23 protein-coding genes are annotated in these 23,629 nt (G+C 60.3%); 14 read left to right on the forward strand and 9 right to left on the reverse strand.

Annotated elements, in window-relative coordinates; translation table 11 throughout:
• Positions 1 to 70: 70 nt before the first annotated feature.
• From cysG to ftsK, 6 genes are read right to left on the reverse strand one after another with little or no spacing between them, the layout of a single operon-like run.
• On the reverse strand, positions 71 to 1,465 hold the full coding sequence (gene cysG, locus FFS13_RS11350; protein ID WP_137819201.1) for a siroheme synthase CysG: 1,395 nt from the start codon (positions 1,463 to 1,465) through the stop codon (positions 71 to 73).
• Positions 1,466 to 2,746: a serine--tRNA ligase gene (serS, locus tag FFS13_RS11355; protein WP_137819202.1), complete on the reverse strand. Its 1,281-nt coding sequence runs from the start codon at positions 2,744 to 2,746 to the stop codon at positions 1,466 to 1,468.
• A gap of 15 nt (positions 2,747 to 2,761) precedes the next feature.
• Positions 2,762 to 3,136 (reverse strand): fluoride efflux transporter CrcB, encoded by a 375-nt coding sequence (gene crcB, locus FFS13_RS11360; RefSeq protein WP_137819203.1) that lies wholly within the window; start codon positions 3,134 to 3,136, stop codon positions 2,762 to 2,764.
• On the reverse strand, positions 3,133 to 4,458 hold the full coding sequence (locus tag FFS13_RS11365) for a replication-associated recombination protein A (protein ID WP_137819204.1): 1,326 nt from the start codon (positions 4,456 to 4,458) through the stop codon (positions 3,133 to 3,135). The genes crcB and FFS13_RS11365 overlap by 4 nt, the downstream gene beginning before the upstream one ends.
• A 19-nt stretch (positions 4,459 to 4,477) precedes the next feature.
• The gene (lolA, locus tag FFS13_RS11370; protein ID WP_137819205.1) at positions 4,478 to 5,104 is read right to left on the reverse strand and encodes an outer membrane lipoprotein chaperone LolA; all 627 of its coding nucleotides are present in this window, start codon (positions 5,102 to 5,104) and stop codon (positions 4,478 to 4,480) included.
• Positions 5,105 to 5,134: 30 nt separating this feature from the next.
• On the reverse strand, positions 5,135 to 7,582 hold the full coding sequence (gene ftsK / locus FFS13_RS11375; RefSeq protein ID WP_171006471.1) for a DNA translocase FtsK: 2,448 nt from the start codon (positions 7,580 to 7,582) through the stop codon (positions 5,135 to 5,137).
• 180 nt (positions 7,583 to 7,762) lie between these two features.
• On the opposite strand from ftsK, the gene trxB reads away from it, so the two are divergent.
• The 4 genes from trxB to infA all read left to right on the forward strand — a co-directional run bounded on the left by trxB (position 7,763) and on the right by infA (position 10,548).
• Positions 7,763 to 8,716 (forward strand): thioredoxin-disulfide reductase, encoded by a 954-nt coding sequence (gene trxB / locus FFS13_RS11380; protein ID WP_137819207.1) that lies wholly within the window; start codon positions 7,763 to 7,765, stop codon positions 8,714 to 8,716.
• Between the two features lie 58 nt (positions 8,717 to 8,774).
• On the forward strand, positions 8,775 to 9,455 hold the full coding sequence (gene aat / locus FFS13_RS11385; protein ID WP_137819208.1) for a leucyl/phenylalanyl-tRNA--protein transferase: 681 nt from the start codon (positions 8,775 to 8,777) through the stop codon (positions 9,453 to 9,455).
• 53 nt (positions 9,456 to 9,508) lie between these two features.
• Positions 9,509 to 10,216, forward strand: a complete 708-nt coding sequence (locus FFS13_RS11390) for an arginyltransferase (protein WP_137819209.1) — start codon at positions 9,509 to 9,511, stop codon at positions 10,214 to 10,216.
• Positions 10,217 to 10,329: 113 nt separating this feature from the next.
• Positions 10,330 to 10,548 carry a translation initiation factor IF-1 gene (infA, locus tag FFS13_RS11395; protein ID WP_002553999.1) on the forward strand — a complete coding sequence of 73 codons (219 nt, stop codon included), beginning with the start codon at positions 10,330 to 10,332 and terminating at the stop codon, positions 10,546 to 10,548.
• Positions 10,549 to 10,609: 61 nt separating this feature from the next.
• Here infA and clpA read toward each other — a convergent pair whose 3' ends face one another.
• On the reverse strand, positions 10,610 to 12,880 hold the full coding sequence (clpA, locus tag FFS13_RS11400; protein ID WP_137819210.1) for an ATP-dependent Clp protease ATP-binding subunit ClpA: 2,271 nt from the start codon (positions 12,878 to 12,880) through the stop codon (positions 10,610 to 10,612).
• Positions 12,881 to 12,909: 29 nt separating this feature from the next.
• Positions 12,910 to 13,272 (reverse strand): ATP-dependent Clp protease adapter ClpS, encoded by a 363-nt coding sequence (gene clpS, locus FFS13_RS11405; RefSeq protein ID WP_137819211.1) that lies wholly within the window; start codon positions 13,270 to 13,272, stop codon positions 12,910 to 12,912.
• A gap of 232 nt (positions 13,273 to 13,504) precedes the next feature.
• Here clpS and cspD point away from each other — a divergent pair, with 232 nt between their 5' ends.
• Complete coding sequence (gene cspD, locus FFS13_RS11410; RefSeq protein WP_137819212.1) at positions 13,505 to 13,768, forward strand: cold shock domain-containing protein CspD; 264 nt, start codon at positions 13,505 to 13,507, stop codon at positions 13,766 to 13,768.
• A 71-nt stretch (positions 13,769 to 13,839) separates the two neighbouring features.
• On the opposite strand, the gene icd is transcribed toward cspD, so the two are convergent.
• The gene (icd, locus tag FFS13_RS11415; protein ID WP_137819213.1) at positions 13,840 to 15,096 is read right to left on the reverse strand and encodes an NADP-dependent isocitrate dehydrogenase; all 1,257 of its coding nucleotides are present in this window, start codon (positions 15,094 to 15,096) and stop codon (positions 13,840 to 13,842) included.
• Positions 15,097 to 15,423: 327 nt separating this feature from the next.
• On the opposite strand from icd, the gene FFS13_RS11420 reads away from it, so the two are divergent.
• The 9 genes from FFS13_RS11420 to FFS13_RS11460 all read left to right on the forward strand — a co-directional run bounded on the left by FFS13_RS11420 (position 15,424) and on the right by FFS13_RS11460 (position 23,116).
• Entirely contained in the window at positions 15,424 to 15,870 is a 447-nt protein-coding gene (locus FFS13_RS11420) for an NUDIX hydrolase (protein WP_137819214.1), read from the forward strand.
• A 64-nt stretch (positions 15,871 to 15,934) separates the two neighbouring features.
• Complete coding sequence (gene mnmA, locus FFS13_RS11425; protein ID WP_137819215.1) at positions 15,935 to 17,053, forward strand: tRNA 2-thiouridine(34) synthase MnmA; 1,119 nt, start codon at positions 15,935 to 15,937, stop codon at positions 17,051 to 17,053.
• Complete coding sequence (hflD, locus tag FFS13_RS11430) at positions 17,050 to 17,670, forward strand: high frequency lysogenization protein HflD (protein WP_137819216.1); 621 nt, start codon at positions 17,050 to 17,052, stop codon at positions 17,668 to 17,670. Before mnmA ends, hflD begins: the two co-directional genes overlap by 4 nt.
• 3 nt (positions 17,671 to 17,673) lie before the next feature.
• Positions 17,674 to 18,543: a DMT family transporter gene (locus tag FFS13_RS11435; RefSeq protein WP_137819217.1), complete on the forward strand. Its 870-nt coding sequence runs from the start codon at positions 17,674 to 17,676 to the stop codon at positions 18,541 to 18,543.
• Between the two features lie 84 nt (positions 18,544 to 18,627).
• Positions 18,628 to 19,998 (forward strand): adenylosuccinate lyase, encoded by a 1,371-nt coding sequence (gene purB, locus FFS13_RS11440; RefSeq protein ID WP_137819218.1) that lies wholly within the window; start codon positions 18,628 to 18,630, stop codon positions 19,996 to 19,998.
• Positions 19,999 to 20,076: 78 nt separating this feature from the next.
• On the forward strand, positions 20,077 to 21,243 hold the full coding sequence (locus tag FFS13_RS11445; RefSeq protein WP_137819219.1) for a cupin domain-containing protein: 1,167 nt from the start codon (positions 20,077 to 20,079) through the stop codon (positions 21,241 to 21,243).
• Positions 21,236 to 21,664 carry a GNAT family N-acetyltransferase gene (locus FFS13_RS11450; protein WP_137819220.1) on the forward strand — a complete coding sequence of 143 codons (429 nt, stop codon included), beginning with the start codon at positions 21,236 to 21,238 and terminating at the stop codon, positions 21,662 to 21,664. The genes FFS13_RS11445 and FFS13_RS11450 overlap by 8 nt, the downstream gene beginning before the upstream one ends.
• A 7-nt stretch (positions 21,665 to 21,671) precedes the next feature.
• The gene (locus tag FFS13_RS11455; RefSeq protein WP_137819221.1) at positions 21,672 to 22,310 is read left to right on the forward strand and encodes a histone acetyltransferase HPA2; all 639 of its coding nucleotides are present in this window, start codon (positions 21,672 to 21,674) and stop codon (positions 22,308 to 22,310) included.
• A complete protein-coding gene (locus tag FFS13_RS11460) occupies positions 22,307 to 23,116 on the forward strand; it encodes a secretin N-terminal domain-containing protein (protein ID WP_137819222.1) in 810 nt (269 codons plus the stop codon). Before FFS13_RS11455 ends, FFS13_RS11460 begins: the two co-directional genes overlap by 4 nt.
• Positions 23,117 to 23,629 lie beyond the last annotated feature (513 nt).

The raw sequence follows: 23,629 nt of genomic DNA on the forward strand, positions 1-23,629 counted from the left end.
GAATTCTTAACGCGGTAGCCTGGACGCCCCATGGTGGAAAACCGCTATGCGGATTTTCCACCCCACTCAACTACACCTGTTCTTGAGCGCCTTCGAACCAGGCCAGCTTGTCCCGCAAGGTCACCACTTCACCGACTATTACCAGCGTCGGCGCATGCACCTCATGCTGCGCCACCAGTTCCGGCAGATTCGCCAAGGTACCGGTGAACACGCGCTGCTTGGCAGTGGTGCCCTGCTGGATCAGCGCGGCCGGAGTCGTGCTGGCGCGTCCGTGCCTGATCAGTTGCTCGCAGATAATCGGCAACCCGACCAAGCCCATGTAGAACACCAGGGTTTGCCCCGGCGCAACGAGGTCGCCCCAAGGCAAATCGCAACTGCCATCCTTCAAATGACCAGTGACAAAGCGCACCGACTGGGCATAGTCGCGGTGGGTCAGCGGAATACCGGCATAGGCCGCGCAACCGCTGGCGGCGGTGATGCCCGGCACCACCTGGAAGGGGATGCCGTTGGCGGCCAACTCCTCGATCTCTTCACCACCACGGCCAAAAATAAAGGGATCGCCGCCCTTCAAGCGCAATACGCGCTTGCCTTGCTGCGCCAGCTCGACCAACTGTTGGTTGAGCTCCTCTTGCGGCAGGGCATGTTCGGCGCGCTGCTTACCGACATAGATGCGCTCGGCATCCCGTCGGCACAGCTCGATGATCGCCGGCGCGACCAAACGGTCGTACAGCACTACGTCGGCCTGCTGCATCAAACGCAAGGCGCGGAAGGTCAGGAGATCGGGATCGCCAGGCCCGGCACCGACCAGATAGACCTCACCGAGCCCCGTGGGGGCGGCGCCACTGAGTTTGGCTTGCAGCAGTTTCTCGGCTTCGGCGCCCTGCCCGGCCAACATGCGCTCGGCGATCGGGCCCTGGAATACATCTTCCCAGAACACCCGGCGCTGCTGCAGATTGGGAAACCGATCTTTGGCCTGGCTACGGAAACGCTTGGCCAACCCTGCCAGCTGGCCATAGCTGGCGGGAATCCAGGTTTCCAGCTTGGCGCGAATCAGGCGTGCCAGCACCGGCGCATCGCCGCCGCTGGAGACCGCCATCAGCAATGGCGAACGGTCGACAATGGCCGGAAAAATAACGCTGCACAGGGCCGGCGCATCGACCACATTGACCGGTAGGCCACGGCCGCGAGCATCGTGCGACACCCTGGCATTCAATGGCTCGTCATCGGTGGCGGCGATAACCAACACGCAGCCCTCCAGATCGCTTGCCACATAGCCGCGCTCATGCAGCTCACCGCCACCCTGCTCGACCAGCTCGGCCAGCTGCGTCTCGATCTGCGGCGCCACAACGCGCAAAACCGCACCGGTGTCGGCTAGCAGGCGCGATTTGCGCAAGGCAATTTCGCCGCCACCAACCACCAATACGCGCTGTCCGCGCAGGTTATGAAACAGCGGCAAAAAATCCATTTAACCTATTACCTCGATGCCGCCCATATAGGGCTTGAGCACTTCCGGTACACGGATCGAGCCGTCGGCTTGCTGGTAGTTTTCCAGCACGGCGACCAAGGTCCGGCCAACCGCCAGACCCGAGCCGTTCAGTGTGTGTACCAGCTCCGGTTTGCCGGTTTCCGGGTTACGCCAGCGCGCCTGCATGCGCCGGGCCTGGAAGTCGCCACAGTTGGAGCAGGAGGAAATCTCGCGATACTTGTCCTGGCTCGGCACCCAGACTTCCAGGTCATAGGTTTTGCTGGCGCTGAAGCCCATGTCGCCGGTGCACAGCGCCAGCACACGGTACGGCAGCTCGAGCAGCTGCAAGACTTTCTCGGCGTTGCCGGTCAGGCTTTCCAGCGCCTCATAGGATTTGCTCGGCTCAACGATCTGCACCATCTCGACCTTGTCGAACTGGTGCTGACGGATCATGCCACGGGTATCGCGGCCAGAAGCCCCCGCTTCGCTACGGAAACACGGGGTGTGCGCGACAAATTTCAGCGGTAGCTGCTTAACGTCGAGAATCTCGTCGCTGACGATATTGGTCAGCGAAACCTCGGCCGTCGGGATCAGGTACAGGTCGGCTTCGCCGTCGCGGCTGATCTTGAACAGGTCTTCTTCGAACTTCGGCAGCTGACCCGTGCCCTGCAACGCTGGCGCCTGCACCAGGTAAGGCGTGTAAGCCTCTTCGTAGCCATGCTCGCCGGTGTGCAGGTTGATCATGAACTGCGACAGTGCGCGGTGCAGACGGGCAATGGGGCCGCGCAGCAGCGCGAAACGCGCGCCGGAGAGCTTGGCGGCGCGCTCAAAGTCCAACCAGCCGTGCAGTTCGCCCAGGGCCACATGGTCTTTGATCTCGAAGTCGAACACCTTCGGCGTGCCCCAGCTGCGTACCTCGAGGTTGCTTTCCTCATCGTCGCCGACCGGCACCGACTCGTGCGGCAGGTTGGGAATGCCCAGCAGAATGGAGTCGAGCTCGACCTGGATCGCATCCAGCTCTTGCTTGCCGCTGCTCAGCTCGTTGGCCATGCGATCGACGTCGGCCATCAGCGGGCCGATATCCTCACCGCGGGCCTTGGCCTGACCGATGGATTTGGAACGCGCATTGCGCTCGGCCTGCAGTTGCTCGGTGCGGCTCTGTACGCTTTTGCGCTGGGCTTCCAGCCCTTCGATACGCGCCACATCCAGTTGATAACCGCGGGCAGCCAGACGCTCGGCGATGGCCTGCAGTTCAGTACGTATCAGTTTGGGATCAAGCATGTTCGTCTCTCATCATCAGAGTTTGGTCAGGGACAAGCCCGCCCAGGTGGCGAGCAGGCCGCCGAGCACGCTGAGTGCCACATAGCCAAGAGCTAGCGGCAACTGCCCGCTTTCCAGCAAGCGCAGCGTGTCGAGGGAAAAGGAGGAAAAGGTCGTCAGCCCACCGAGAAAGCCGACGATCAAACCGGCGCGCAACTCCAGCGGTATATCCGGGCGGAGCAAGAGCAGGCCATAGAGGTAGCCGATCAGCAGACAACCGACAAGATTGACCAGCAGCGTGCCGACATTGAAGTGCTGCGGCCAATGGGCGCTGATCCAATTGGCGGTGGCAAAACGCAACAGGGTGCCCGCTGTACCGCCTACGGCGACCGCAAGAATCACTCGGATCATGGCTTTCTCCGTTGCCGCGGACTGGCGCGATCCTGCGCCGCGAGATGATTCAGCTTGTCACGGATCTTCAGCTCCAGGCCGCGTGGCACCGGCTGGTAGTAACTGCGCGGCTCAAGGTTGTCCGGGAAGTAATCTTCGCCAGCGGCGTAGGCTTCCGGCTCATCGTGGGCATAGCGATATTCGTCGCCATAGCCCAGTTGCTTCATCAATTTGGTCGGGGCATTGCGCAGATGCAGCGGCACTTCCAGCGAACCATGCTCAGCAGCATCCCGCAGCGCGGCGTTGAAGGCGTTGTAGACCGCGTTGCTCTTCGGCGCGCAGGCCAGATAGACGATGGCTTGCGCCACCGCCAGCTCGCCTTCCGGGCTGCCCAGGCGCTCTTGCACGTCCCAGGCGGACAGGCACAGGCTCAGCGCCCGCGGGTCGGCGTTGCCAATATCTTCACTGGCCATACGCACCACGCGGCGGGCGATATACAGCGGGTCGCAGCCACCGTCGAGCATGCGCGCGAACCAATACAAGGCGCCGTCCGGGCTGGAGCCGCGGACCGACTTATGCAATGCGGAAATCTGGTCATAGAAGGCTTCGCCGCCCTTATCGAAACGACGACGGCTGTCACCCAGCAGGTTCTGCAACAGCTCGACGCTGATCTCGCTGTCGTCTTCGGCCAGATCAGCGGCGTTCTCGAGGAAGTTCAGCAACCGTCGACCATCGCCATCGGCGGCCGCCAGGAGAATCTTGAAGCTGTCTTCCGGCAAGCTCAAGCGGCGATCGCCCAAGCCTTTCGGCTCGTTCAGGGCGCGCGCTACCAGTTTGCGCAGCGCCTGTTCATCCAGGCTTTTCAGCACATAGACGCGAGCGCGGGAAAGCAGCGCGTTGTTCAGCTCGAACGAGGGGTTCTCGGTGGTCGCGCCGATGAAGATCAGCGTGCCGTCTTCCACGTAGGGGAGAAAGGCATCCTGCTGCGACTTGTTGAAGCGATGCACTTCATCGACGAAGAGAATGGTTCGCCGGCCGTACTGCGCGGCATGCTGCTGGGCGATCTCCACTGCCTGACGGATTTCCTTCACCCCGGACAGCACCGCCGAGAGCGTTTCGAAATGCGCATCGGAAACCTGCGCCAGCAACCGCGCCAGCGTGGTCTTGCCGACACCCGGCGGCCCCCAGAAGATCATCGAGTGCAGCGCGCCCTGCTCCAGCGCCTCGCGCAGCGGCTTGCCACGGGCCAGCAGGTGTTCCTGACCGACGTACTCGTCCAAGCTGGCTGCACGCAGGCGGGCGGCCAGGGGTTGAGCGACGGGGGTATTACGGAACAGGTCCATGGGCTGCGGTCGGCACCTCTTACTCTTGAATCACATCAGCGCCGGCCGGGATATCGAAAGTGAACTGGCCGGCATCCAGCGCCGCGTTCATCTTCACCCCGAGGAACAGAATATTGGTGCGCTGGCCGACACTGTCGATCAACTGCATGTCGTTGATCACGCCTTTGCGGAAGGACAGGCGCAGGTTATCGAACAGCGTGTCCTTGGCTTTCGGCTTGAGGGTGAAGTCCACCACATCGCCGGCTTCCTTGAAGCTGATGTCGAAGTTCTGGCGAATCTGCGAAACATCCCCGGAGAGCAGCAAGGCCGGCGTGTGAGTCAAACGCTGGTCGAGCTTTTGAATCGTCACCTGCTGCAGATCCGGGTCATACAACCAGACCTTCTGGCCATTGGATACCAGTAACTGCTCTTGGGGAGCGTCGGTATGCCAACGGAACAAGCCCGGACGCTTCAAGGCCAGTTCACCAGCCGTTTCCTGCAGCTGCGTGCCGGTACCGTCCAGGGTCAGCTGGGAGAAACGCGCAGTGATGGTCTGCGCCTGGCTGAGCAGTTGGGTCAGGCGCTGAACGGCGGCCTCGTCGTCGGCCTGGGCTGGGATGACGGCAAAAGCCATGGCTGCCAGCAACAGCATGCGGATCAGGCGCATGTAAATCCTCATTGAATCCATGGGTAGGCGTTAATCGCGAGTCGGGCCCGGAGCAATCACTTCACGGGAGCCGTTGGTGTTCATAGATGTCACTACGCCGGCCATCTCCATGGCTTCGACCATTCGCGCGGCGCGGTTGTAGCCAATTTTCAGCTTGCGCTGTACGGCGGAGATCGAAGCTCGACGGCTCTCGGTCACGAAGCGCACGGCTTCGTCATACAGCGGATCATCCTCACTGCCTTCGCTGCCACCTTCGCCACTGCCGCCGTCGAAGCCGCTGCCAGCCTCTTCCACGCCGGCGAGAATGTCCTCGATGTAATCGGGCGCGCCGCGCAGTTTCCAGGCCTCGACCACCCGATGAACCTCTTCGTCGGAAACGAAGGCGCCATGCACGCGGATCGGCAGGCCGGTGCCCGGCGGCAGATAGAGCATGTCACCGTGGCCGAGTAGCTGTTCCGCGCCGCCCTGGTCGAGAATGGTCCGCGAGTCGATCTTGCTGGAGACCTGGAACGCCATGCGCGTCGGGATGTTGGCTTTGATCAGGCCGGTGATCACATCCACCGACGGCCGCTGAGTGGCGAGAATCAGGTGAATACCCGCGGCCCGTGCCTTCTGGGCGATACGCGCGATCAGCTCTTCGACCTTCTTGCCAACGATCATCATCATGTCGGCGAATTCGTCGACCACCACCACTATGGTTGGCAGGGTCTTCAGCAGTGGCGCTTCGTCGTGGATGCTTTCGCGCTTATACAGCGGATCGACCAGCGGTTCACCCGCCTCTTCGGCATCCTTCACCTTGCGGTTGAAGCCGGCAAGGTTGCGCACCCCCATTTTCGACATCAGCTTATAGCGCCGCTCCATCTCGGCAACGCTCCAGCGCAGGGCGTTGGCAGCCTCTTTCATGTCGGTCACGACTGGGCAGAGCAAGTGCGGAATGCCTTCGTAGATCGACAGCTCAAGCATTTTTGGGTCGATCATGATCAGCCGGGCATCTTCTGGCCCGGACTTGAACAGAATCGACAGGATCATGGCATTCACGCCCACCGACTTACCGGAACCGGTGGTACCGGCGACCAGCAGGTGTGGCATCCGCGCCAGGTCGGTAATCACCGGGCGGCCGCCGATGTCATGCCCCAGCGCCAGGGTCACCGGCGACTTGGCTTCGTCGTACTCGGGGGAGGACAGCACCTCCGAGAAACGCACGATCTGGCGGTCTTCGTTAGGTATCTCGATACCCACAGTGGTTTTACCTGGGATAACTTCCACCACCCGCACGCTGATCACCGCCAGCGAGCGCGCCAGATCCTTGGCCAGACCGGAGATGCGGCTGACTTTGATCCCAGCGGCCGGCTGGATTTCGAAACGGGTAATCACCGGGCCCGGATGCACGGACTCGACGATAACCTCGACACCGAACTCTTTGAGCTTGATCTCCAGCAGACGCGACATGGCCTCCAGGGACTCCGGGGAATACTTCTTCTGCTTCTTCTCGGCCGCATCGAGGATGGATATCGGTGGCAAGGTGCCCTCGACCGCGCTATCGACGAACAGCGGCGCCTGCTTCTCTTTCTGCACGCGCTTGCTCGGCTCAACTGCTTTAGGCACAGCGGGCGGGGTAATCACCGGTGCGGGGCGCTTCTCACGCTCGCTCATGTGCTTGCTCAGGGCTTCTTCGCGCTCGATCAGGCGCTCTTTGACCTTCGCCTGTTCACGCCGGTCATGCACCATAGGTGCGGCCACTTCGCTGACGCGAGCATCGACTTCGCGCAACTGGGCGACCAACTGCTTACGCTCGACCCGCGCACTCCACCAATTGTTGGTGGCGTTTTGGATCAGCTCGAACAGATCGAGGGTGATCTTGCCGGTCAGATCCATGACTTTGAACCAGGACAGGTCGCTAAACACCGTCAGACCGAACAGAAACAAGGCGATAAACAGCAAGGTGCTGCCCTGCACATTCAGCGCCGAAACCGCCAACTGCCCCAGGCTCTCACCCAAGGCACCGCCAGCCGAAGCAGGCATGCTGGGGCCCGAATGAAAGTGGATATAGGCCAAGGCCGCTCCGGACAAAACCAGGAACACCAGACCAATCAACCGCCAAGAAAACAACCAGCCACTCCACTGCCAGGGCTGGTGACGGTGGCGAAAGACCTGGAGGGTCTTCACCGCCAACAGCAGTGGAAACAGATAGGCGAAATAACCGAGGGCCATGAACAGGATATCGGCAAACCATGCACCGGCGCGGCCAGCGGCGTTCTGAACCTGCACGACATTGCTGGTATGGGTCCAACCCGGATCGTTCTGATCGTAGGTCAGCAGCGCCATCCAAAGATAAAGGCAGAGCGCACCCAGCGCGATCAGCGCACCTTCCTTGAGACGGTAGTGCAGTTGCTGACGCCAAACTGCTGCTTGAGCGGTGGTGGTGGAATTCTTCAAAACGCGTCTTTTCCTGCGCCTACGGCGCGCCCAACAATCGATTGACGGCGAAAACTTGGCCTATTGTACGGGTTTGCCCGCCTGATGCCACGCCGCGCGGCAGGCTTATGGCGCGTTTTGCCGGCCTCTCCCGCTTCGGTGTAGCATAGCCAACAGCACTTTCCGTGTGGCTCAATTTGAGCACGCATTCTCTTTTGTGACAAAGGCTTATGAGGTGTTTATATGAGCGAAGTCAAGCATTCACGCCTGATCATCCTGGGCTCCGGCCCCGCCGGCTACAGCGCTGCCGTATACGCCGCCCGTGCCAACCTCAAGCCCCTGATGATCACCGGCATCCAGCCCGGCGGCCAGCTCACCACCACCATCGAGGTGGACAACTGGCCAGGTGACATCGAAGGCCTGACCGGCCCGGTGCTGATGGAGCGCATGCAGAAGCATGCCGAGCGCTTCGACACCGAGATCGTCTACGACCACATTCATACCGCCGAGTTGCAGCAGCGCCCCTTCATCCTCAAGGGCGACAGCGGCACCTACAGCTGCGACGCACTGATCATCGCCACCGGCGCCTCCGCCCAGTACCTCGGCCTGCCGTCGGAAGAAGCCTTTGCCGGCAAGGGCGTTTCCGCCTGCGCCACCTGTGACGGCTTCTTCTATCGCAATCAGGTAGTCGCGGTGATCGGCGGCGGCAACACCGCCGTGGAAGAGGCGCTGTACCTGGCCAATATCGCCAAGGAAGTGCACCTGGTGCATCGTCGCGACAAGCTGCGCTCCGAGAAAATACTGCAGGATAAGCTGTTCGAGAAAGCCGCCAACGGCAATATCCGCCTGCACTGGAACCAAAACCTGGATGAAATACTGGGCGACGCCAGCGGCGTAACCGGTGCCCGCTTGCGAGACAGCAACACCGACGAGACCACAGAGCTAGCGCTGACCGGCGTGTTTATCGCCATCGGCCACAAACCCAACACCGATCTGTTCCAGGGCCAACTGGAGATGCGTAACGGCTACCTGCTGATCAAGGGCGGCAGCGAAGGCAATGCCACGGCTACCAGCATCGAAGGTGTCTTCGCCGCCGGGGACGTCGCCGACCACGTCTACCGCCAGGCCATCACCTCGGCAGGTGCGGGCTGCATGGCCGCACTGGATGTCGAGAAGTTCCTCGACATCGGCAACTGAGCCCTGTAGGTGGGCGCCCCGCGCCCACCTCAGCCCTACCCTCTCGGCCATAGCCTCTATGCTGACCTGGCTCCAGCGCGACGCCCTGGACTTCCCTTCTCTCGACAAGGCCCTGCGCGAGCCCAACGGCCTGCTCGCGGCCGGCGGTGACTTGAGCGCCGACCGCCTGATCCAAGCCTACCGTCACGGCTGCTTTCCCTGGTACCAGGAAGGGCAGCCAATTCTCTGGTGGTCGCCGGATCCACGCACCGTGCTATTTCCGGGTGAGCTGCACATTTCCCGCAGCCTGAACAAGATCCTGCGCCAAGCCCGCTATCAGGTGACCTTCGATCGGGATTTCGCAGCCGTGATCCAGGCCTGCGCAGCTCCGCGCACCCATGCCGACGGCACCTGGATCACCTCCAGCATGCAAGCGGCGTATCTGGAATTGCATCGGCGCGGCATTGCCCACTCGGTCGAAGTCAGGCTCGACGGGGAGCTGGTCGGCGGGCTTTATGGGTTAGCGATGGGCCAGCTGTTTTTCGGTGAATCCATGTTCAGTCGAGCCGATAACGCCTCCAAGCTGGGCTTTGCCACGCTGATCGAGCACCTGAGGGACTGGGGTTTCGTGCTGATCGACTGCCAAATGCCCACTCAGCACCTGCAGAACTTTGGCGCCCGCGCCATTCCTCGCATCGAGTTCGCCGGCTACCTGACCCGCCACCTGAGTCAAGCGAATACGGCTGACTGGCTTGCCTAGGCGAGTTCGGCAGCCTGGCATACACTTACTTAAGGCTCCCCTGAGAGTTCACCATGACCGAGCTGGCTCGCCTTAAGTTTTACGCCACTCAGCCACATCCCTGCAGCTATCTGCCCGAGGAACAGGCCACAACGCTGTTTCTTGACCCCAGCCAGCCAATGGACGTGGAGGTCTATGCTGAGCTTTCGGAAATGGGCTTTCGCCGCAGCGGCGATCACTTGTACCGCCCACATTGCCAGCGCTGCACAGCCTGCGTGCCAGCGCGCATTCCTGCGGTGCACTTCGCCCCTACCCGCCAGCAACGACGAATCCTCAAGCGCAACGAAGAGCTTCAGGTTCGCGCCGTGCGCCCAGCCTTCAATGAAGAGTATTACGCGCTCTACGCGCGCTATATCGAGCAGCGCCACGCCGATGGCGACATGTATCCACCCAACCGCGATCAATTCACCACTTTCTTGGTGCGCGATCTGCCTTTTTCCCGCTTTTACGAGTTCCGCCTGTCCGGTCGCTTGCTCGCGGTCGCCGTAACCGACGTACTGCCCAATGGCCTTTCCGCGGTTTACACCTTCTACGATCCCGACGAGGAGCGCCGCAGCCTGGGCCGTTACGCCATCCTCTGGCAGATCGGCGAAACCGTTCGTCTAGGCTTGCAGGCGGTCTATCTTGGCTATTGGATCAAGAGCTGCCGGAAGATGAACTACAAGACCCAATACCGCCCCATCGAGCTGTTCGTCAATCAGCGCTGGATAACCCTCTCCTAGGCCCTGAGCCTAATTACCTTGGCGGCCAGACCTATTTTCGGGCACAATGCACGCCGCTTTTGCCTGGCGCCAGTTGCACCGGGCCACTCATTGGATACCGAGGGCTTTACTGCATGTCGAAAGAAGACAGCTTCGAAATGGAAGGCACTGTCGTCGACACCCTGCCCAACACCATGTTCCGTGTGGAGTTGGAAAATGGGCACGTCGTAACCGCGCACATTTCCGGCAAGATGCGCAAGAACTACATCCGCATCCTGACCGGCGACAAAGTACGTGTTGAATTGACGCCCTACGACTTGAGCAAGGGCCGCATTACCTACCGCGCGCGCTAAGCCAGCCCCAATGAAAACGCCCGGCAATTGCCGGGCGTTTTCATTTCTTGCTAGTTAATGGCTACGCCAGTTCAGCCGTGGTCTCGAAGTCGAAAGTCAGTTCGCCGTCCTTCACATCGATGTGCACGACACCGCCATGCTCAGCCAATTCGCCGAAGAGAATTTCCTCGGCTAGTGGACGCTTGATCTTATCCTGAATCAGGCGAGCCATTGGTCGAGCGCCCATCTGCGCATCATAGCCGCCAGCCGCCAGCCAACTGCGCGCCGCATCACTGACCTCAAGCGTGACGTGCTTATCCTCCAGTTGCGCCTGCAACTCGGTGAGGAACTTGTCGACCACGCTCTTAATCACTTCGTGACTCAGGCGACCAAACTGGATAATGGTGTCCAGGCGGTTACGGAACTCCGGCGAAAAACTCTTCTTGATCACCTCCATGGCATCCGTGGAGTGATCCTGATGAGTAAAACCAATAGAGGCTCGCGCCGCAGTTTCCGCACCAGCATTGGTGGTCATGATCACGATGACGTTGCGAAAATCCGCCTTGCGTCCGTTGTTGTCGGTGAGGGTGCCGTGATCCATCACTTGCAACAGCAAGTTAAAGACCTCCGGATGCGCCTTCTCGATCTCATCCAGGAGCAGCACGCAATGCGGCATCTTGGTGATGGCCTCGGTCAGCAAACCGCCCTGATCGAATCCGACATAGCCAGGCGGCGCACCGATCAGGCGCGACACCGTATGGCGCTCCATGTACTCGGACATGTCGAAACGCACCAACTCGATCCCCATCGCCTTGGCCAACTGCCGAGCAGCCTCTGTCTTGCCCACGCCCGTAGGACCGGCGAAGAGGAACGAACCCACCGGCTTGTCCGGTGACTTCAACCCCGCGCGGGACAACTTGATAGCCGTGGACAGCGAGTCGATCGCAGCATCCTGGCCGAACACCGTCAACTTGAGGTCGCGCTCCAGATTACGCAGCAACTCCTTATCCGAGCTGGTGACATGCTTAGGTGGAATACGGGCGATTTTCGCGACTATATCCTCCACATGCGCCACTTCGATGCGTTTAACCCGTCTCTCTAACGGCTGTAGACGCTGATAGGCGCCCGCCTCATCGATCACGTCGATAGCCTTGTCCGGCATATGGCGATCGTTGATATAGCGCGATGCCAGTTCAGCCGCGGCTCGCAGCGACTCATCGCTGTACTCGATGCTGTGATGCTGCTCAAAACGGGCCTTGAGACCACGGAGGATGCCAATGGTGTCTTCCACCGACGGCTCGGTCACATCCACTTTCTGGAAGCGCCGCGCCAGCGCGCGGTCCTTCTCGAAGATTCCGCGAAACTCTTGGAACGTAGTCGAACCGATGCAACGGATTTCCCCGGAAGACAACATCGGCTTGAGCAGATTGGACGCATCCATCACGCCGCCAGACGCCGCTCCAGCACCGATGATGGTGTGAATCTCATCGATGAACAGAATCGCATGCGGCCGTTTGCGCAATTCGTTGAGCAAGGCCTTGAAACGCTTCTCGAAGTCACCGCGATACTTGGTGCCGGCCAATAAAGCGCCGAGATCAAGGGAATACACCACGCTGTCCGCCAACAGATCCGGCACTTGGTTGTCGACGATGCGCTTAGCCAGGCCTTCGGCGATGGCCGTCTTACCGACACCCGCCTCGCCCACCAACAGCGGATTATTCTTACGCCGCCGCGCGAGAATCTGCGCGACGCGCTCGACCTCCAGCTCACGCCCGACCAGAGGATCTATACGGCCCAGGCGCGCCAGCTCATTCAGGTTGCTGGCGTAGGCATCCAGCGGATTGCTTGAGGAGGAAGACTCGCCACCCTCATCATCCTGCAATTCCTGATCGCTTTCCGAATGGTCGGCATGCCCTGGAACTTTGGAGATACCGTGCGCGATGAAGTTGACCACATCGATACGGGCAACACTTTGCTGCTTGAGCAGGAATACGGCCTGGCTCTCCTGCTCGCTAAAGATCGCCACCAATACATTGGCGCCGGTTACTTCGCGCTTGCCTGAACTCTGCACATGGAAAACCGCGCGCTGCAGTACGCGCTGAAAGCCCAGTGTTGGCTGAGTTTCGCGCTCCTCGTCATGCTGAGGAATCAATGGCGTGGTGGAGTCGATGAATTCCTGCAGATCATGCCGCAGCTTATCCAGGTTGGCGCCGCAAGCGCGCAGGACACTGGCAGCGGCTTCGTTGTCCAATAGCGCCAACAGAAGGTGCTCAACCGTCATGAACTCATGGCGCTTGGTACGGGCCTCCTTGAAGGCCAGATTGAGGGTGACTTCGAGCTCTCGATTTAACATAGCTTCACCTCATACCCAAGCAGTCGGAATTAACCGTCCTTCTCGATCTCACAGAGTAGTGGATGCTGGCTTTCTCTCGCGTATTGGTTGACCTGCATAGCCTTGGTCTCGGCGATATCGCGGGTAAACACTCCGCACACTGCACGCCCCTCTGTGTGGACGGTCAGCATGATCTTGGTCGCCAGTTCCCGATTCAGGTTGAAAAACACCTCGAGCACTTCGACCACGAAATCCATTGGCGTGTAGTCATCGTTAAACAAAACCACCTTATACATAGGTGGCGCCTGCAGCGCCGGCTTGGCTTCCTGCACAGCCAAGCCAGTGGATTCATCCTCATGTGATGCAGGATGATCCTGATTGAATGTTAGTCGAATCTGGCTACTTACACGCATGCTGGTAATGAAAGGTTCGTAGTTGAATGACTGGGATGCTAGACAGATTTTGACCGACTTCTCAGGCGGTCACAGCATTGCCTTGACTATCAGCAAAACGGTGTTACAAACAGAAGATACCCATTATCGGGTATTTAGGGGTTCCGCGCCCTCGCCAAAATCGGTTGATTCGCGCGCGGAGTCGAAATGGATGATACCCCAGTGATGGGGTTCTTTGCAGAGGGATATCAGCATGCTTAGCGGTAAGGTCAAGTGGTTCAACAACGCCAAGGGCTATGGATTTATCCTGGCTGACGGCCGAGATGAGGACCTGTTCGCCCACTACTCGGCTATCCAGATGGACGGCTATAAGACGCTTAAAGCTGGCCAACCGGTAAGCTTCGATATTATTCAGGGCCCCAAGGGGCTACACGCCGTCAATATCTGTTCGATCTCGCTATCGACTGAAATCCCTACCGCTGTCAGCCAGTCACAAGGCACCACGACTGAAGCCTGACCTCAGGTAGAGCTCAAAAACATAAAAAAGGCCGGTCAAATGACCGGCCTTTTTCGTTGCCGCTAATCAGCTCACATGTGAGAGATCATGGCATCGCCGAACTGCGAGCAAGACTGCAGCTTGGCGCCTTCCATCAAACGCTCGAAGTCGTAAGTCACGGTCTTGGCCGAGATCGCGCCATTGACGCCCTTGATGATCAGGTCGGCAGCTTCGAGCCAACCCATGTGGCGCAGCATCATTTCCGCGGAAAGGATCAGCGAACCCGGGTTCACCTGGTCTTTGCCTGCGTACTTCGGTGCGGTGCCGTGGGTGGCTTCGAACATCGCGATATTGTCGGACAGGTTGGCACCCGGAGCGATGCCGATACCGCCCACTTCGGCCGCCAGAGCGTCGGAGAGGTAGTCACCGTTGAGGTTCAGGGTAGCGATCACATCGTATTCAGCCGGACGCAGCAGAATCTGCTGCAGCATGGCGTCGGCGATGGCGTCCTTGACTACGATGTTCTTGCCGGTGTTCGGGTTCTTGAACTGCATCCAAGGTCCGCCATCCAGCAACTCCGCGCCAAATTCGTTCTTGGCGATTTCGTAGCCCCAATCCTTGAAGGCACCTTCGGTGAACTTCATGATGTTGCCTTTGTGCACGATGGTCAGCGAGTCGCGATTGTTATCGACCACATACTGCAGCGCCTTGCGGACCAGACGCTGGGTGCCCTGTTTGGACACCGGCTTGATGCCGATACCGCAATCCGTATCGAAGCGGATCTTCTTGACGCCCATTTCCTCCTTGAGGAACTTGATGACCTTTTCCGCTTCCGGCGAACCGGCTTTCCACTCGATGCCGGCGTAAATATCTTCAGAGTTCTCGCGGAAGATGGTCATGTCGACGTCTTGCGGCTTCTTGACCGGGCTGGGCACGCCGGTGAACCAACGCACCGGGCGCAGGCAAACGTACAGGTCGAGTTCTTGGCGCAGAGCCACGTTCAACGAACGAATACCACCGCCAACAGGCGTGGTCAGCGGGCCCTTGATGGACACCACGTAATCGCGGACGGCCTCCAGAGTTTCCTTTGGCAACCAAGTGTCTTGATCGTAAACCTGGGTAGCCTTCTCGCCGGCGTAGACTTCCATCCAGGAGATCTTGCGCTTGCCGCCGTAAGCCTTGCTCACTGCAGCATCTACCACTTTGATCATGACTGGGCTGATATCAACGCCAATGCCGTCACCCTCGATGTAAGGGATGATCGGATTGTTCGGTACGTTCAGGGACATATCGGCATTTACGGTGATTTTGTCACCGGTTGCTGGCACCTGGATCTTTTGGTATCCCATGCTGGACTCCGTTGCTCTCGTGGTCTGACATCCCGCCGCGCGGATGGCGCGCCGGATCGATCTTTATGGGTCTCGGAAAGGCGGGCCATTCTTGTAGTTTTTCTACAGAAAGTCACGCACTTTTCCATATTCTGGCGGAGTGAATACCCACCACAGGCCGCATCAAACCGGCCCTCAGTGCAGTCTTGTAGTCAAACTACAAAAACGCTACACAAGCCCTTCGCGAAGGGCGCAATTCATCCTAGCAGCTCAGCCCTGGATTGCCTTTTTCTCGCCGTTCGCCAGCGCTCTCGTTAACATTGCACACCGTTTTTTTAGGAGCTTCGCATGCGCTTCACCCCCCACGTCACTGTCGCGACAGTGGTCGAAGATCAAGGGCGCTTTCTGCTGGTAGAGGAAATGGCCAACGGCCGCGCTGTATTTAATCAGCCTGCCGGCCACTTGGAAGCCGACGAAAGTCTGATGCAGGCGGCCCTGCGCGAAACCCTCGAAGAAACCGGTTGGGACATAGAGCTGACGGCGGTGACCGGCATCTACCTGTACACCGCCCCGAGCAATGGCGTGACCTACCAGCGCATTTGCTTCGCCGGGCGGCCGCTGCAGCAGCACCCCGAGCATCCGCTGGATGACGGCATCATCGGCCCACGCTGGCTGACCCGTGCAGAACTCGCCGCCCAGCCGGAGCGCTGGCGCAGCGAGCTGGTGTTGCGCTGTATCGACGACTACCTGACTGGCGAATGCTTCCCGCTCACGCTGCTGCGCGGTTCGGCTTAGATCGCCGCTTGACGACCTCGCCTGATAGAATTGCGTTTTCTCGAAGTCACTCGTCTAAATCCCTATGCGTGATTCAACTCAAAAGCGCGTGATCGTCGGCATGTCCGGCGGCGTCGACTCTTCCGTTTCCGCCCTTCTGCTCCTGGAGCAGGGTTATCAGGTGGAAGGCCTGTTCATGAAGAACTGGGAAGAGGACGACGGCACCGACTACTGCACCGCCATGGACGATATGGCCGACGCCCAGGCCGTCTGCGACAAGATTGGTATCAAGCTGCACACCGCCAACTTCGCCGCCGAATACTGGGACAATGTGTTCGAACACTTCCTCGCCGAATACAAGGCCGGACGCACGCCGAACCCGGACATCCTGTGTAACCGCGAGATCAAGTTCAAGGCCTTCCTCGATTACGCCCTGATACTCGGCGCCGACCTGATCGCCACCGGTCACTATGTGCGCCGCCGCGATATCGACGGCCGTACCGAACTGCTCAAAGGACTCGACCCGAACAAGGACCAAAGTTACTTCCTGCACGCGGTCGGTGGCGAGCAGCTCGCCAAGACCCTGTTCCCAGTCGGCGAGCTGGAGAAGCCCGCAGTCCGCGCCATCGCCGAGAAGCACGAGTTGGCCACCGCGAAGAAGAAGGACTCCACCGGCATCTGCTTTATCGGTGAGCGCCGCTTCAGCGACTTCCTCAAGCAATACCTACCGGCCCAGCCCGGCAACATCGAGACCACCGAAGGCGAAGTCATCGGTCGCCACCACGGCTTGATGTACCACACCATAGGCCAGCGCCAGGGCCTCGGCATCGGCGGCCTCAAGGACGCCGGCGAAGAGCCCTGGTATGTGCTGATCAAGGATCTCGAGCGTAACGTGCTGATCGTCGGTCAAGGCAACGAGCATCCGTGGCTGTTCTCCAGCGCGCTGCTGTGTTCGGAAATCTACTGGGTCAACCCCCTCGACTTGAGCAACCCCCGCCAGCTGACGGCCAAGGTGCGCTACAGGCAAGGCGATCAGGCCTGTACGCTGGAAAGAACCGCGAACGGCTATCGCGCCGTATTTGCCATGCCCCAACGCGCCGTTACACCCGGTCAGTCCGTGGTGTTCTACGACGGCGAAATCTGCCTCGGTGGCGGCGTGATCGAAACCGCCGAGCCCTGGAGCAGTAAGGATAAGCGCGCATGACGCCGACACAGGAACAACTGGTCGCCCTCGGCGGCGTGTTCGAAGCCGCCTTTCTGGTGGACCAGATTGCTCGCACCGGCCAGATCAGCGAGGCCTCGCTCGGCTGCATGCTGGGCAGCCTGATGGTGCGCGACCCAAAGGACACCCTGGAGGTCTATGGTGGCGACGATCTCAACCTGCGTAATGGCTACCGCGCACTGATCAGCGCCCTGGAGCGTGACCCCGCCAGCCTGCAGCGCGGACCACTGCGTTACGCCCTGGCAATGCTCGGCCTCGAGCGACAATTAGCCAAGCGCGATGACCTGCTACAGATTATCGGCAGCCGTCTCGATCAGATCCAACAACAGGTGCAGCATTTCGGCCTGGTGCACGAGAACGTCATCGCCGCTAGCGGCGGCCTCTACCAAGACACATTAAGCACCTTCCGTCAGCGCATTCAGGTACATGGCGACATGCGCAACCTGCAACAACCAAGCAACGCCTCGAAAATTCGCGCGTTGCTGCTCGCCGGCATCCGCTCCGCACGCCTGTGGCGCCAGCTCGGTGGTCATCGCTGGCAGCTGGTTTTCAGCCGACGCAAGCTACTCAAAGACCTCTATCCACTGCTGCGCGGCTGACGCATGGCCAGCCCAATCGCCGGCCGCGCGGTCAAGCCCGCACAGGGCGCTGCGCTACTGGCGCTGTCGGCGTTGCTGTTTTCCTTGATGGGCGTCGGCATCCGTGAAGTCTCCAGCAGCGTCAACAACGAGTCAGTGGTGTTCTTCCGCAACCTGATCGGCGTGCTGTTCTTCCTGCCGCTGATCCTGTTTCGCGGAATTCGCCCACTGAAGACCCAACGCCTGAAGTCGCATCTGTGGCGCACCGGCTACGGCCTCGCGGCGATGTACTGCTTCTTCTATGCCATCGCCCATCTACCGTTGGCAGACGCCATGCTCTTCACCTACTCGGCCCCGGTATTTACCCCGTTGATCGCCTGGTGGTGGCTGAAAGAACCGTTAACCAAGCGCATGCTACTGACCACCGGCATCGGTTTGCTCGGCGTCCTGCTGGTGGCAAAACCTTCCGCAGCGCTGCTCGACAGCCAGGCGCTGATCGGTATCGCCGCAAGCATTCTGGCCGCGCTCGCTTTTGTCTCGATCCGCGAGATGAGCGACACCGAACCCGCCTTTCGCATCGTGTTCTACTTTTCGTTGTTCAGCGCCCTGATCTCCGCACTTCCGCTGACCTGGTCCTGGCAACCCTTGCAGCCCCATGACCTATGGCTGCTGCTGATCATCGGGCTACTCGCCACCACCAGCCAGATCATCATGTCGAAAGCCTACGGCCTGGCGCCACCAGGCCTGATTGGACCCTTTGCCTACCTGGCCATCGTCTTCGCCGGAATCATCGCCTGGCTACGCTGGGGCGAAACGCCGGATCTGACCTCGTTGCTCGGCGCCAGCCTGATTTTTACCGCTAGCCTGCTAGCGCTCCCTCGACGACGCGCCTGACGCTGATCGGCCAGCACAAGTCTGAGCCTTTTTTCATGTATAATTCGCGCCCCTTTTCGTCGCCCGACTGTCCGAGAACGCCCCATGCAGCTCTCCTCGCTCACCGCGGTATCCCCCGTTGATGGCCGCTACGCCAGCAAAACCAGCGCTCTGCGCCCAATCTTCAGCGAATACGGCCTAATCCGTTTTCGCGTCATGGTCGAAGTCCGTTGGCTGCAACGCCTGGCCGCGCATGCCGGCATCCCGGAAGTCGCGCCCTTCTCCGCCGAAGCCAACGCCCTGCTCAACACGCTGGCCGAAGACTTCCAACTGGAGCACGCCGCGCGCGTCAAGGAAATCGAGCGCACCACCAACCACGACGTCAAAGCCGTGGAATACCTGCTCAAGGAACAAGCGGCGAAGCTGCCGGAACTGGCCAACGTCAGCGAATTCATTCACTTCGCCTGCACCAGCGAGGACATCAACAACCTGTCCCACGCCCTGATGCTGCGTGAAGGCCGCGACAGCGTACTGCTGCCACTGATGCGTCAGATTGCAAATTCGATCCGTGAGCTGGCCGTGCGCTTCGCCGAGGTGCCGATGCTGTCGCGCACCCACGGCCAGCCGGCCTCGCCGACCACCCTCGGCAAAGAGCTGGCCAACGTCGTCTATCGCCTGGAGCGGCAAATCGCTCAGGTCGCCGGCGTACCGCTGCTGGGCAAGATCAATGGCGCCGTCGGCAACTACAACGCGCACCTGTCGGCCTACCCGGACGTCGACTGGGAAGCCAACGCCCGCGAATTCATCGAACAGGAGTTGGGCCTGGGCTTCAACCCCTACACCACGCAGATCGAGCCGCACGACTACATCGCCGAGCTGTTCGACGCGGTAGCCCGCTTCAACACCATCCTGATCGACTTCGACCGCGATATCTGGGGCTACATCTCCCTCGGCTATTTCAAGCAGCGCACCATCGCCGGCGAGATCGGCTCGTCGACCATGCCGCACAAGGTCAACCCGATCGACTTCGAGAACTCCGAAGGCAACCTGGGTATCGCCAACGCACTGCTCCAGCACCTGGCCAGCAAGCTGCCGATCTCGCGCTGGCAGCGCGACCTGACCGACTCCACCGTGCTGCGCAACCTCGGCGTCGGTTTCGCCCACAGCGTCATCGCTTACGAAGCCAGCCTCAAAGGAATCAGCAAGTTGGAGCTCAATGCTCAACGCATTGCTGATGACTTGGACGCCTGCTGGGAAGTACTGGCCGAGCCGATCCAGACCGTGATGCGCCGCTACGGCGTGGAAAACGCCTACGAGAAGCTCAAAGAATTGACCCGCGGCAAAGGCATCAGCGCCGAAGCCCTGCAAAGCTTCATCGACGGCCTGGCCATTCCAGCCGCAGCCAAGGTGCAACTCAGAGCGCTGACTCCTGCCGGCTACGCGGGCAATGCCGCGGCTCAGGCCAAGCGTATCTGACCGCTACCGCCCTTGTGCACGCCCGGCTGTGCCGGGCGTTTTTATTTAAGGGCTTAGATCTATTTCAAGGGCTTAGACATGAATCCTGATATTCCTCTTCAACTTCTAGGTGGCATCACCGCGCGCGAGTTCCTGCGCGACTACTGGCAGAAGAAGCCGCTGCTGATTCGCCAAGCGCTGCCGGACTTTGAAAGCCCGATTTCCGCAGACGAGCTGGCCGGCCTGTCCCTGGAGGAGGAAGTCGAATCGCGCCTGGTCATCGAACACGGCGAGCGCCCCTGGGAGTTGCGTCGCGGCCCCTTCAACGAAGACGACTTCAAGACCCTGCCCGAGCGCGACTGGACCCTGCTGGTGCAAGCGGTCGACCAGTTTGTGCCGGACGTTGCCGAGTTGCTGCAGCATTTTCGCTTTCTGCCGAGCTGGCGCATCGACGATGTGATGATCAGCTTCGCCACGCCCGGCGGCGGCGTCGGCCCGCATTTCGACAACTACGACGTATTTCTGCTTCAGGGCCAAGGACAACGGCGCTGGAAAATCGGCCAGATGTGCGATGCCGACAGTCCGCTGCTGGCGCACGCCGATCTGCGCATCCTGGCCAACTTTGAACAGACCGACGAATGGGTGTTGGAGCCCGGCGACATGCTCTATCTGCCGCCACGTTTGGCTCACTACGGCACTGCCGAGGACGACTGCATGACTTACTCCGTGGGCTTCCGCGCACCTAGCGCCGCCGAAGTACTGACCCATTTCACCGATTTCCTCGGCCAGTTCTTGCCCGATGAAGAACGCTACAGCGATGCCGGCGCCGCGCCGACCAGCGACCCACACCAGATTCAACGCGACTCGCTGGATCGCCTGAAGGCCCTGCTCGCCGAACACATGGGCGATGAGCGCCTGCTGATGACCTGGTTTGGCCAGTTCATGACCGAACCGCGCTATCCCGAGCTGGTCGCCGGCACTGAGCTGAGCGAAGAAGAACTGCTCGGCAGCCTGGAAGATGGCGCCGTCCTGGTGCGCAACCCCAGCGCTCGCTTGGCCTGGTCCGAAGTGGGTGAGGACCTGGTGCTGTTCGCCAGCGGCCAGAGCCGCCTCTTGTCGGCCAGCCTGCGAGAGCTGCTCAAGCTGATCTGCGCCGCCGAAGCCTTGCATATCGACAACCTCGGGCAATGGCTGGCCGACGACGAGGGGCGTAATCTGTTGGTGGAATTAGTCAAACAAGGAAGTCTGGAGTTTGCCGATGAGTAGTCAAATCCACGTGCGGGTTGCCAACTGGCAGAAGGACAATGCCGATCTGCGCCGCATCCGTGAAACGGTGTTTATCGCCGAACAAGCCGTACCACCGGAGCTCGAGTGGGATGCCGAAGATGCCAGCGCCGTACACTTTCTGGCGCTGGATGGCGACTATGCCATAGGCGCGGCGCGCCTGCTGCCGGACGGCCACATCGGCCGAGTCTCGGTCCTGAAAGACTGGCGCGGCTTGAAGGTTGGCGATGCATTGATGAATGCCGTGATTGCCGAGGCCGAACGCCGCGGCCTGAAACAGCAAATGCTCAGTGCCCAAGTGCACGCCTCACCCTTCTATGAGCGTCTAGGCTTTGCCATTGTCAGTGGCGAATTTCTCGACGCCGGCATTCCCCATGTGGACATGGTGCGCCACAGCAGCTGAGGTCACGATGAACGACGAAAACGCCCCGTCACCTGAAAACGACGCCGAACCAGCAGAGCTGCCGGCCATCGAGTTCCAGTCAGCGGGGCGTTTTACTGTGCATAACCCGCAAGCGGCGTCGCCTGAGGCCGAGCGCTGGGAGCCCGCCCCCTTCATCCTCGGCAGCCACCAGTCACTGGAACGCTTTAGCCAGCCGACAGAAGCCCGCGCCCATGCCCTGGCGCTATTTCAACAGGCCCAGCGCAGCCTGTGCCTCTACAGTGCCGATCTCGAGCCCTGGCTCTACCACCACAGCAGCGTGCAGGAAGCCTGCGCACACTTTCTCCTCGCGCACCCGAAAAACCGTCTGCGCATCCTTTTGCGCGATTCCACTCGCGCCGTGAAAGAAGGCCACCGCTTGCTGCAACTTGCCCGCCGGCTACCCAGCAGCCTGCAGATCCGCAAGCTGCACCCGGGCCACCCAAGCGAAGAGATCGCCTTCCTGCTGGCTGACGGCAACGGCCTGCTACTGCTCCCAGAACTCGGCCAATACGCCGGCTACGCGCTCTACCATGACCCCGCTCGCGTCCGCCTGCGCCAAACGCAATTCGACCAAGCCTGGGACACCAGCGTCACCGACCCCGATCTACAGAGCTTTCTGCTATGACCCCACGCGCCCTACTCGCCGCCCTGCTGTTTGCCTTCAGCCTGCCGCTGCTGGCCGCGACCGAGGTCATTGCACTGAGCTACCGCAGCGCCGAAGAGGTTTTGTCCGTGGTGCAGTCGGTACTCGGCAATGAAGGCCGGGTCAGCGCCTATGGCAACCAACTGGTCGTCAACGCACCAGCGGCAAAGATCCAGGAGGTGCGGGACCTGCTCCAGCAATTGGATACCCAGCCTCGGCGACTGCTGATCAGCGTCGATACCAGCGAGTCGAACTACCAGAATGACCGCGGCTATGCCGTCAATGGCTCGGCCAGCGCCGGCGGTGTAGACATCCAGGCCGGCCAAGGCGAAATCAACGGCCGCGACCAGGTCCGCATCATTCGCCGCAGCACCCAGAGCCGTGGCGGCGGCACCCAGCAGGTACAGGTCACCGAGGGCTATCCGGCGCTGATTCAGGTCGGCCAAAGCGTGCCGCTGACCACTACCACTAGCGACCCTTACGGGCGCGTCTACAGCAACACCGAATACCGCGATGTCACTCGTGGCTTTTACGTCACCGCCAGCCTGACCGGTGATCTGGTGCACGTCAGCATCAGCAACAACAATGACCGCCTCAGCCAAACCCAGCCCGGCGCGATCAACGTGCAAAGCACCGATACCCGGGTCACCGGCCGCCTCGGCGAATGGATCACCATTGGTGGCGTCAACGAGGACTCACAGGCCGATCGGAGCGGGTTTCTACAGCATCGTTCGACCCAAGATCGCGAAGACATGACCCTACGGCTGAAGGTCGAAGCCTTGGATTAGCGACACCCCGCACCTGACCGTACAGTCACCTTTCGACATTATGTAGTAGTGAAAAAAAAGCACTACAAAACGTTTGACGAAGCTGTTTGCTGAGGGCATCATTGCCCTGCTCCCGCTAATCAGGGGCCCTAGCATGGGCCTCCGGGTCGCGCTCTACTTACCGTAGAGCCGATTCGTGTTTTACCGCCCACAAGGCAGTTCGACGAGATTGCGACTGGAACGAAGTTGTCCTGAGGGACGGGGAAGCGTTTTAGCGTATCAGCCAGATAGACAGATTCAGCCTACTGAGTCGCCCAACGGCATCCACGAGCCGGCAAGCGTCAAGTGACTCCGGTCATCCACAGCAGCTGTCGTCATCGAACTGTTCGTCTCTTCACCCCCCTCCCTGGTTTCAATCTCGTCTCAGTCGATATTTCGGCGTCTGCGGTATACCGCCCGCGACAAAACTTTTCTGCACTTAGGTTTTGGGCGGGAAGTTTCGTGCTCAACGAATCATCAACTTTGAAGGATTGA

This window comes from Pseudomonas sp. 2FG (assembly GCF_005502935.1).
Taxonomy (GTDB): domain Bacteria; phylum Pseudomonadota; class Gammaproteobacteria; order Pseudomonadales; family Pseudomonadaceae; genus Aquipseudomonas.

Coding starts and splice junctions, on each gene's coding strand:
- FFS13_RS11455 (WP_137819221.1), top strand. CDS start 21,672: ATGAACGACGAAAACGCCCCGTCACCTGAAAACGACGCCGAACCAGCA.
- FFS13_RS11365 (WP_137819204.1), bottom strand. CDS start 4,458: ATGGACCTGTTCCGTAATACCCCCGTCGCTCAACCCCTGGCCGCCCGC.
- icd (WP_137819213.1), bottom strand. CDS start 15,096: ATGGGATACCAAAAGATCCAGGTGCCAGCAACCGGTGACAAAATCACC.
- cysG (WP_137819201.1), bottom strand. CDS start 1,465: ATGGATTTTTTGCCGCTGTTTCATAACCTGCGCGGACAGCGCGTATTG.
- aat (WP_137819208.1), top strand. CDS start 8,775: ATGCTGACCTGGCTCCAGCGCGACGCCCTGGACTTCCCTTCTCTCGAC.
- trxB (WP_137819207.1), top strand. CDS start 7,763: ATGAGCGAAGTCAAGCATTCACGCCTGATCATCCTGGGCTCCGGCCCC.
- FFS13_RS11390 (WP_137819209.1), top strand. CDS start 9,509: ATGACCGAGCTGGCTCGCCTTAAGTTTTACGCCACTCAGCCACATCCC.
- FFS13_RS11450 (WP_137819220.1), top strand. CDS start 21,236: ATGAGTAGTCAAATCCACGTGCGGGTTGCCAACTGGCAGAAGGACAAT.
- mnmA (WP_137819215.1), top strand. CDS start 15,935: ATGCGTGATTCAACTCAAAAGCGCGTGATCGTCGGCATGTCCGGCGGC.
- hflD (WP_137819216.1), top strand. CDS start 17,050: ATGACGCCGACACAGGAACAACTGGTCGCCCTCGGCGGCGTGTTCGAA.
- crcB (WP_137819203.1), bottom strand. CDS start 3,136: ATGATCCGAGTGATTCTTGCGGTCGCCGTAGGCGGTACAGCGGGCACC.
- clpS (WP_137819211.1), bottom strand. CDS start 13,272: ATGCGTGTAAGTAGCCAGATTCGACTAACATTCAATCAGGATCATCCT.
- FFS13_RS11445 (WP_137819219.1), top strand. CDS start 20,077: ATGAATCCTGATATTCCTCTTCAACTTCTAGGTGGCATCACCGCGCGC.
- purB (WP_137819218.1), top strand. CDS start 18,628: ATGCAGCTCTCCTCGCTCACCGCGGTATCCCCCGTTGATGGCCGCTAC.
- FFS13_RS11435 (WP_137819217.1), top strand. CDS start 17,674: ATGGCCAGCCCAATCGCCGGCCGCGCGGTCAAGCCCGCACAGGGCGCT.
- clpA (WP_137819210.1), bottom strand. CDS start 12,880: ATGTTAAATCGAGAGCTCGAAGTCACCCTCAATCTGGCCTTCAAGGAG.
- FFS13_RS11420 (WP_137819214.1), top strand. CDS start 15,424: ATGCGCTTCACCCCCCACGTCACTGTCGCGACAGTGGTCGAAGATCAA.
- lolA (WP_137819205.1), bottom strand. CDS start 5,104: ATGCGCCTGATCCGCATGCTGTTGCTGGCAGCCATGGCTTTTGCCGTC.
- serS (WP_137819202.1), bottom strand. CDS start 2,746: ATGCTTGATCCCAAACTGATACGTACTGAACTGCAGGCCATCGCCGAG.
- FFS13_RS11460 (WP_137819222.1), top strand. CDS start 22,307: ATGACCCCACGCGCCCTACTCGCCGCCCTGCTGTTTGCCTTCAGCCTG.
- cspD (WP_137819212.1), top strand. CDS start 13,505: ATGCTTAGCGGTAAGGTCAAGTGGTTCAACAACGCCAAGGGCTATGGA.
- infA (WP_002553999.1), top strand. CDS start 10,330: ATGTCGAAAGAAGACAGCTTCGAAATGGAAGGCACTGTCGTCGACACC.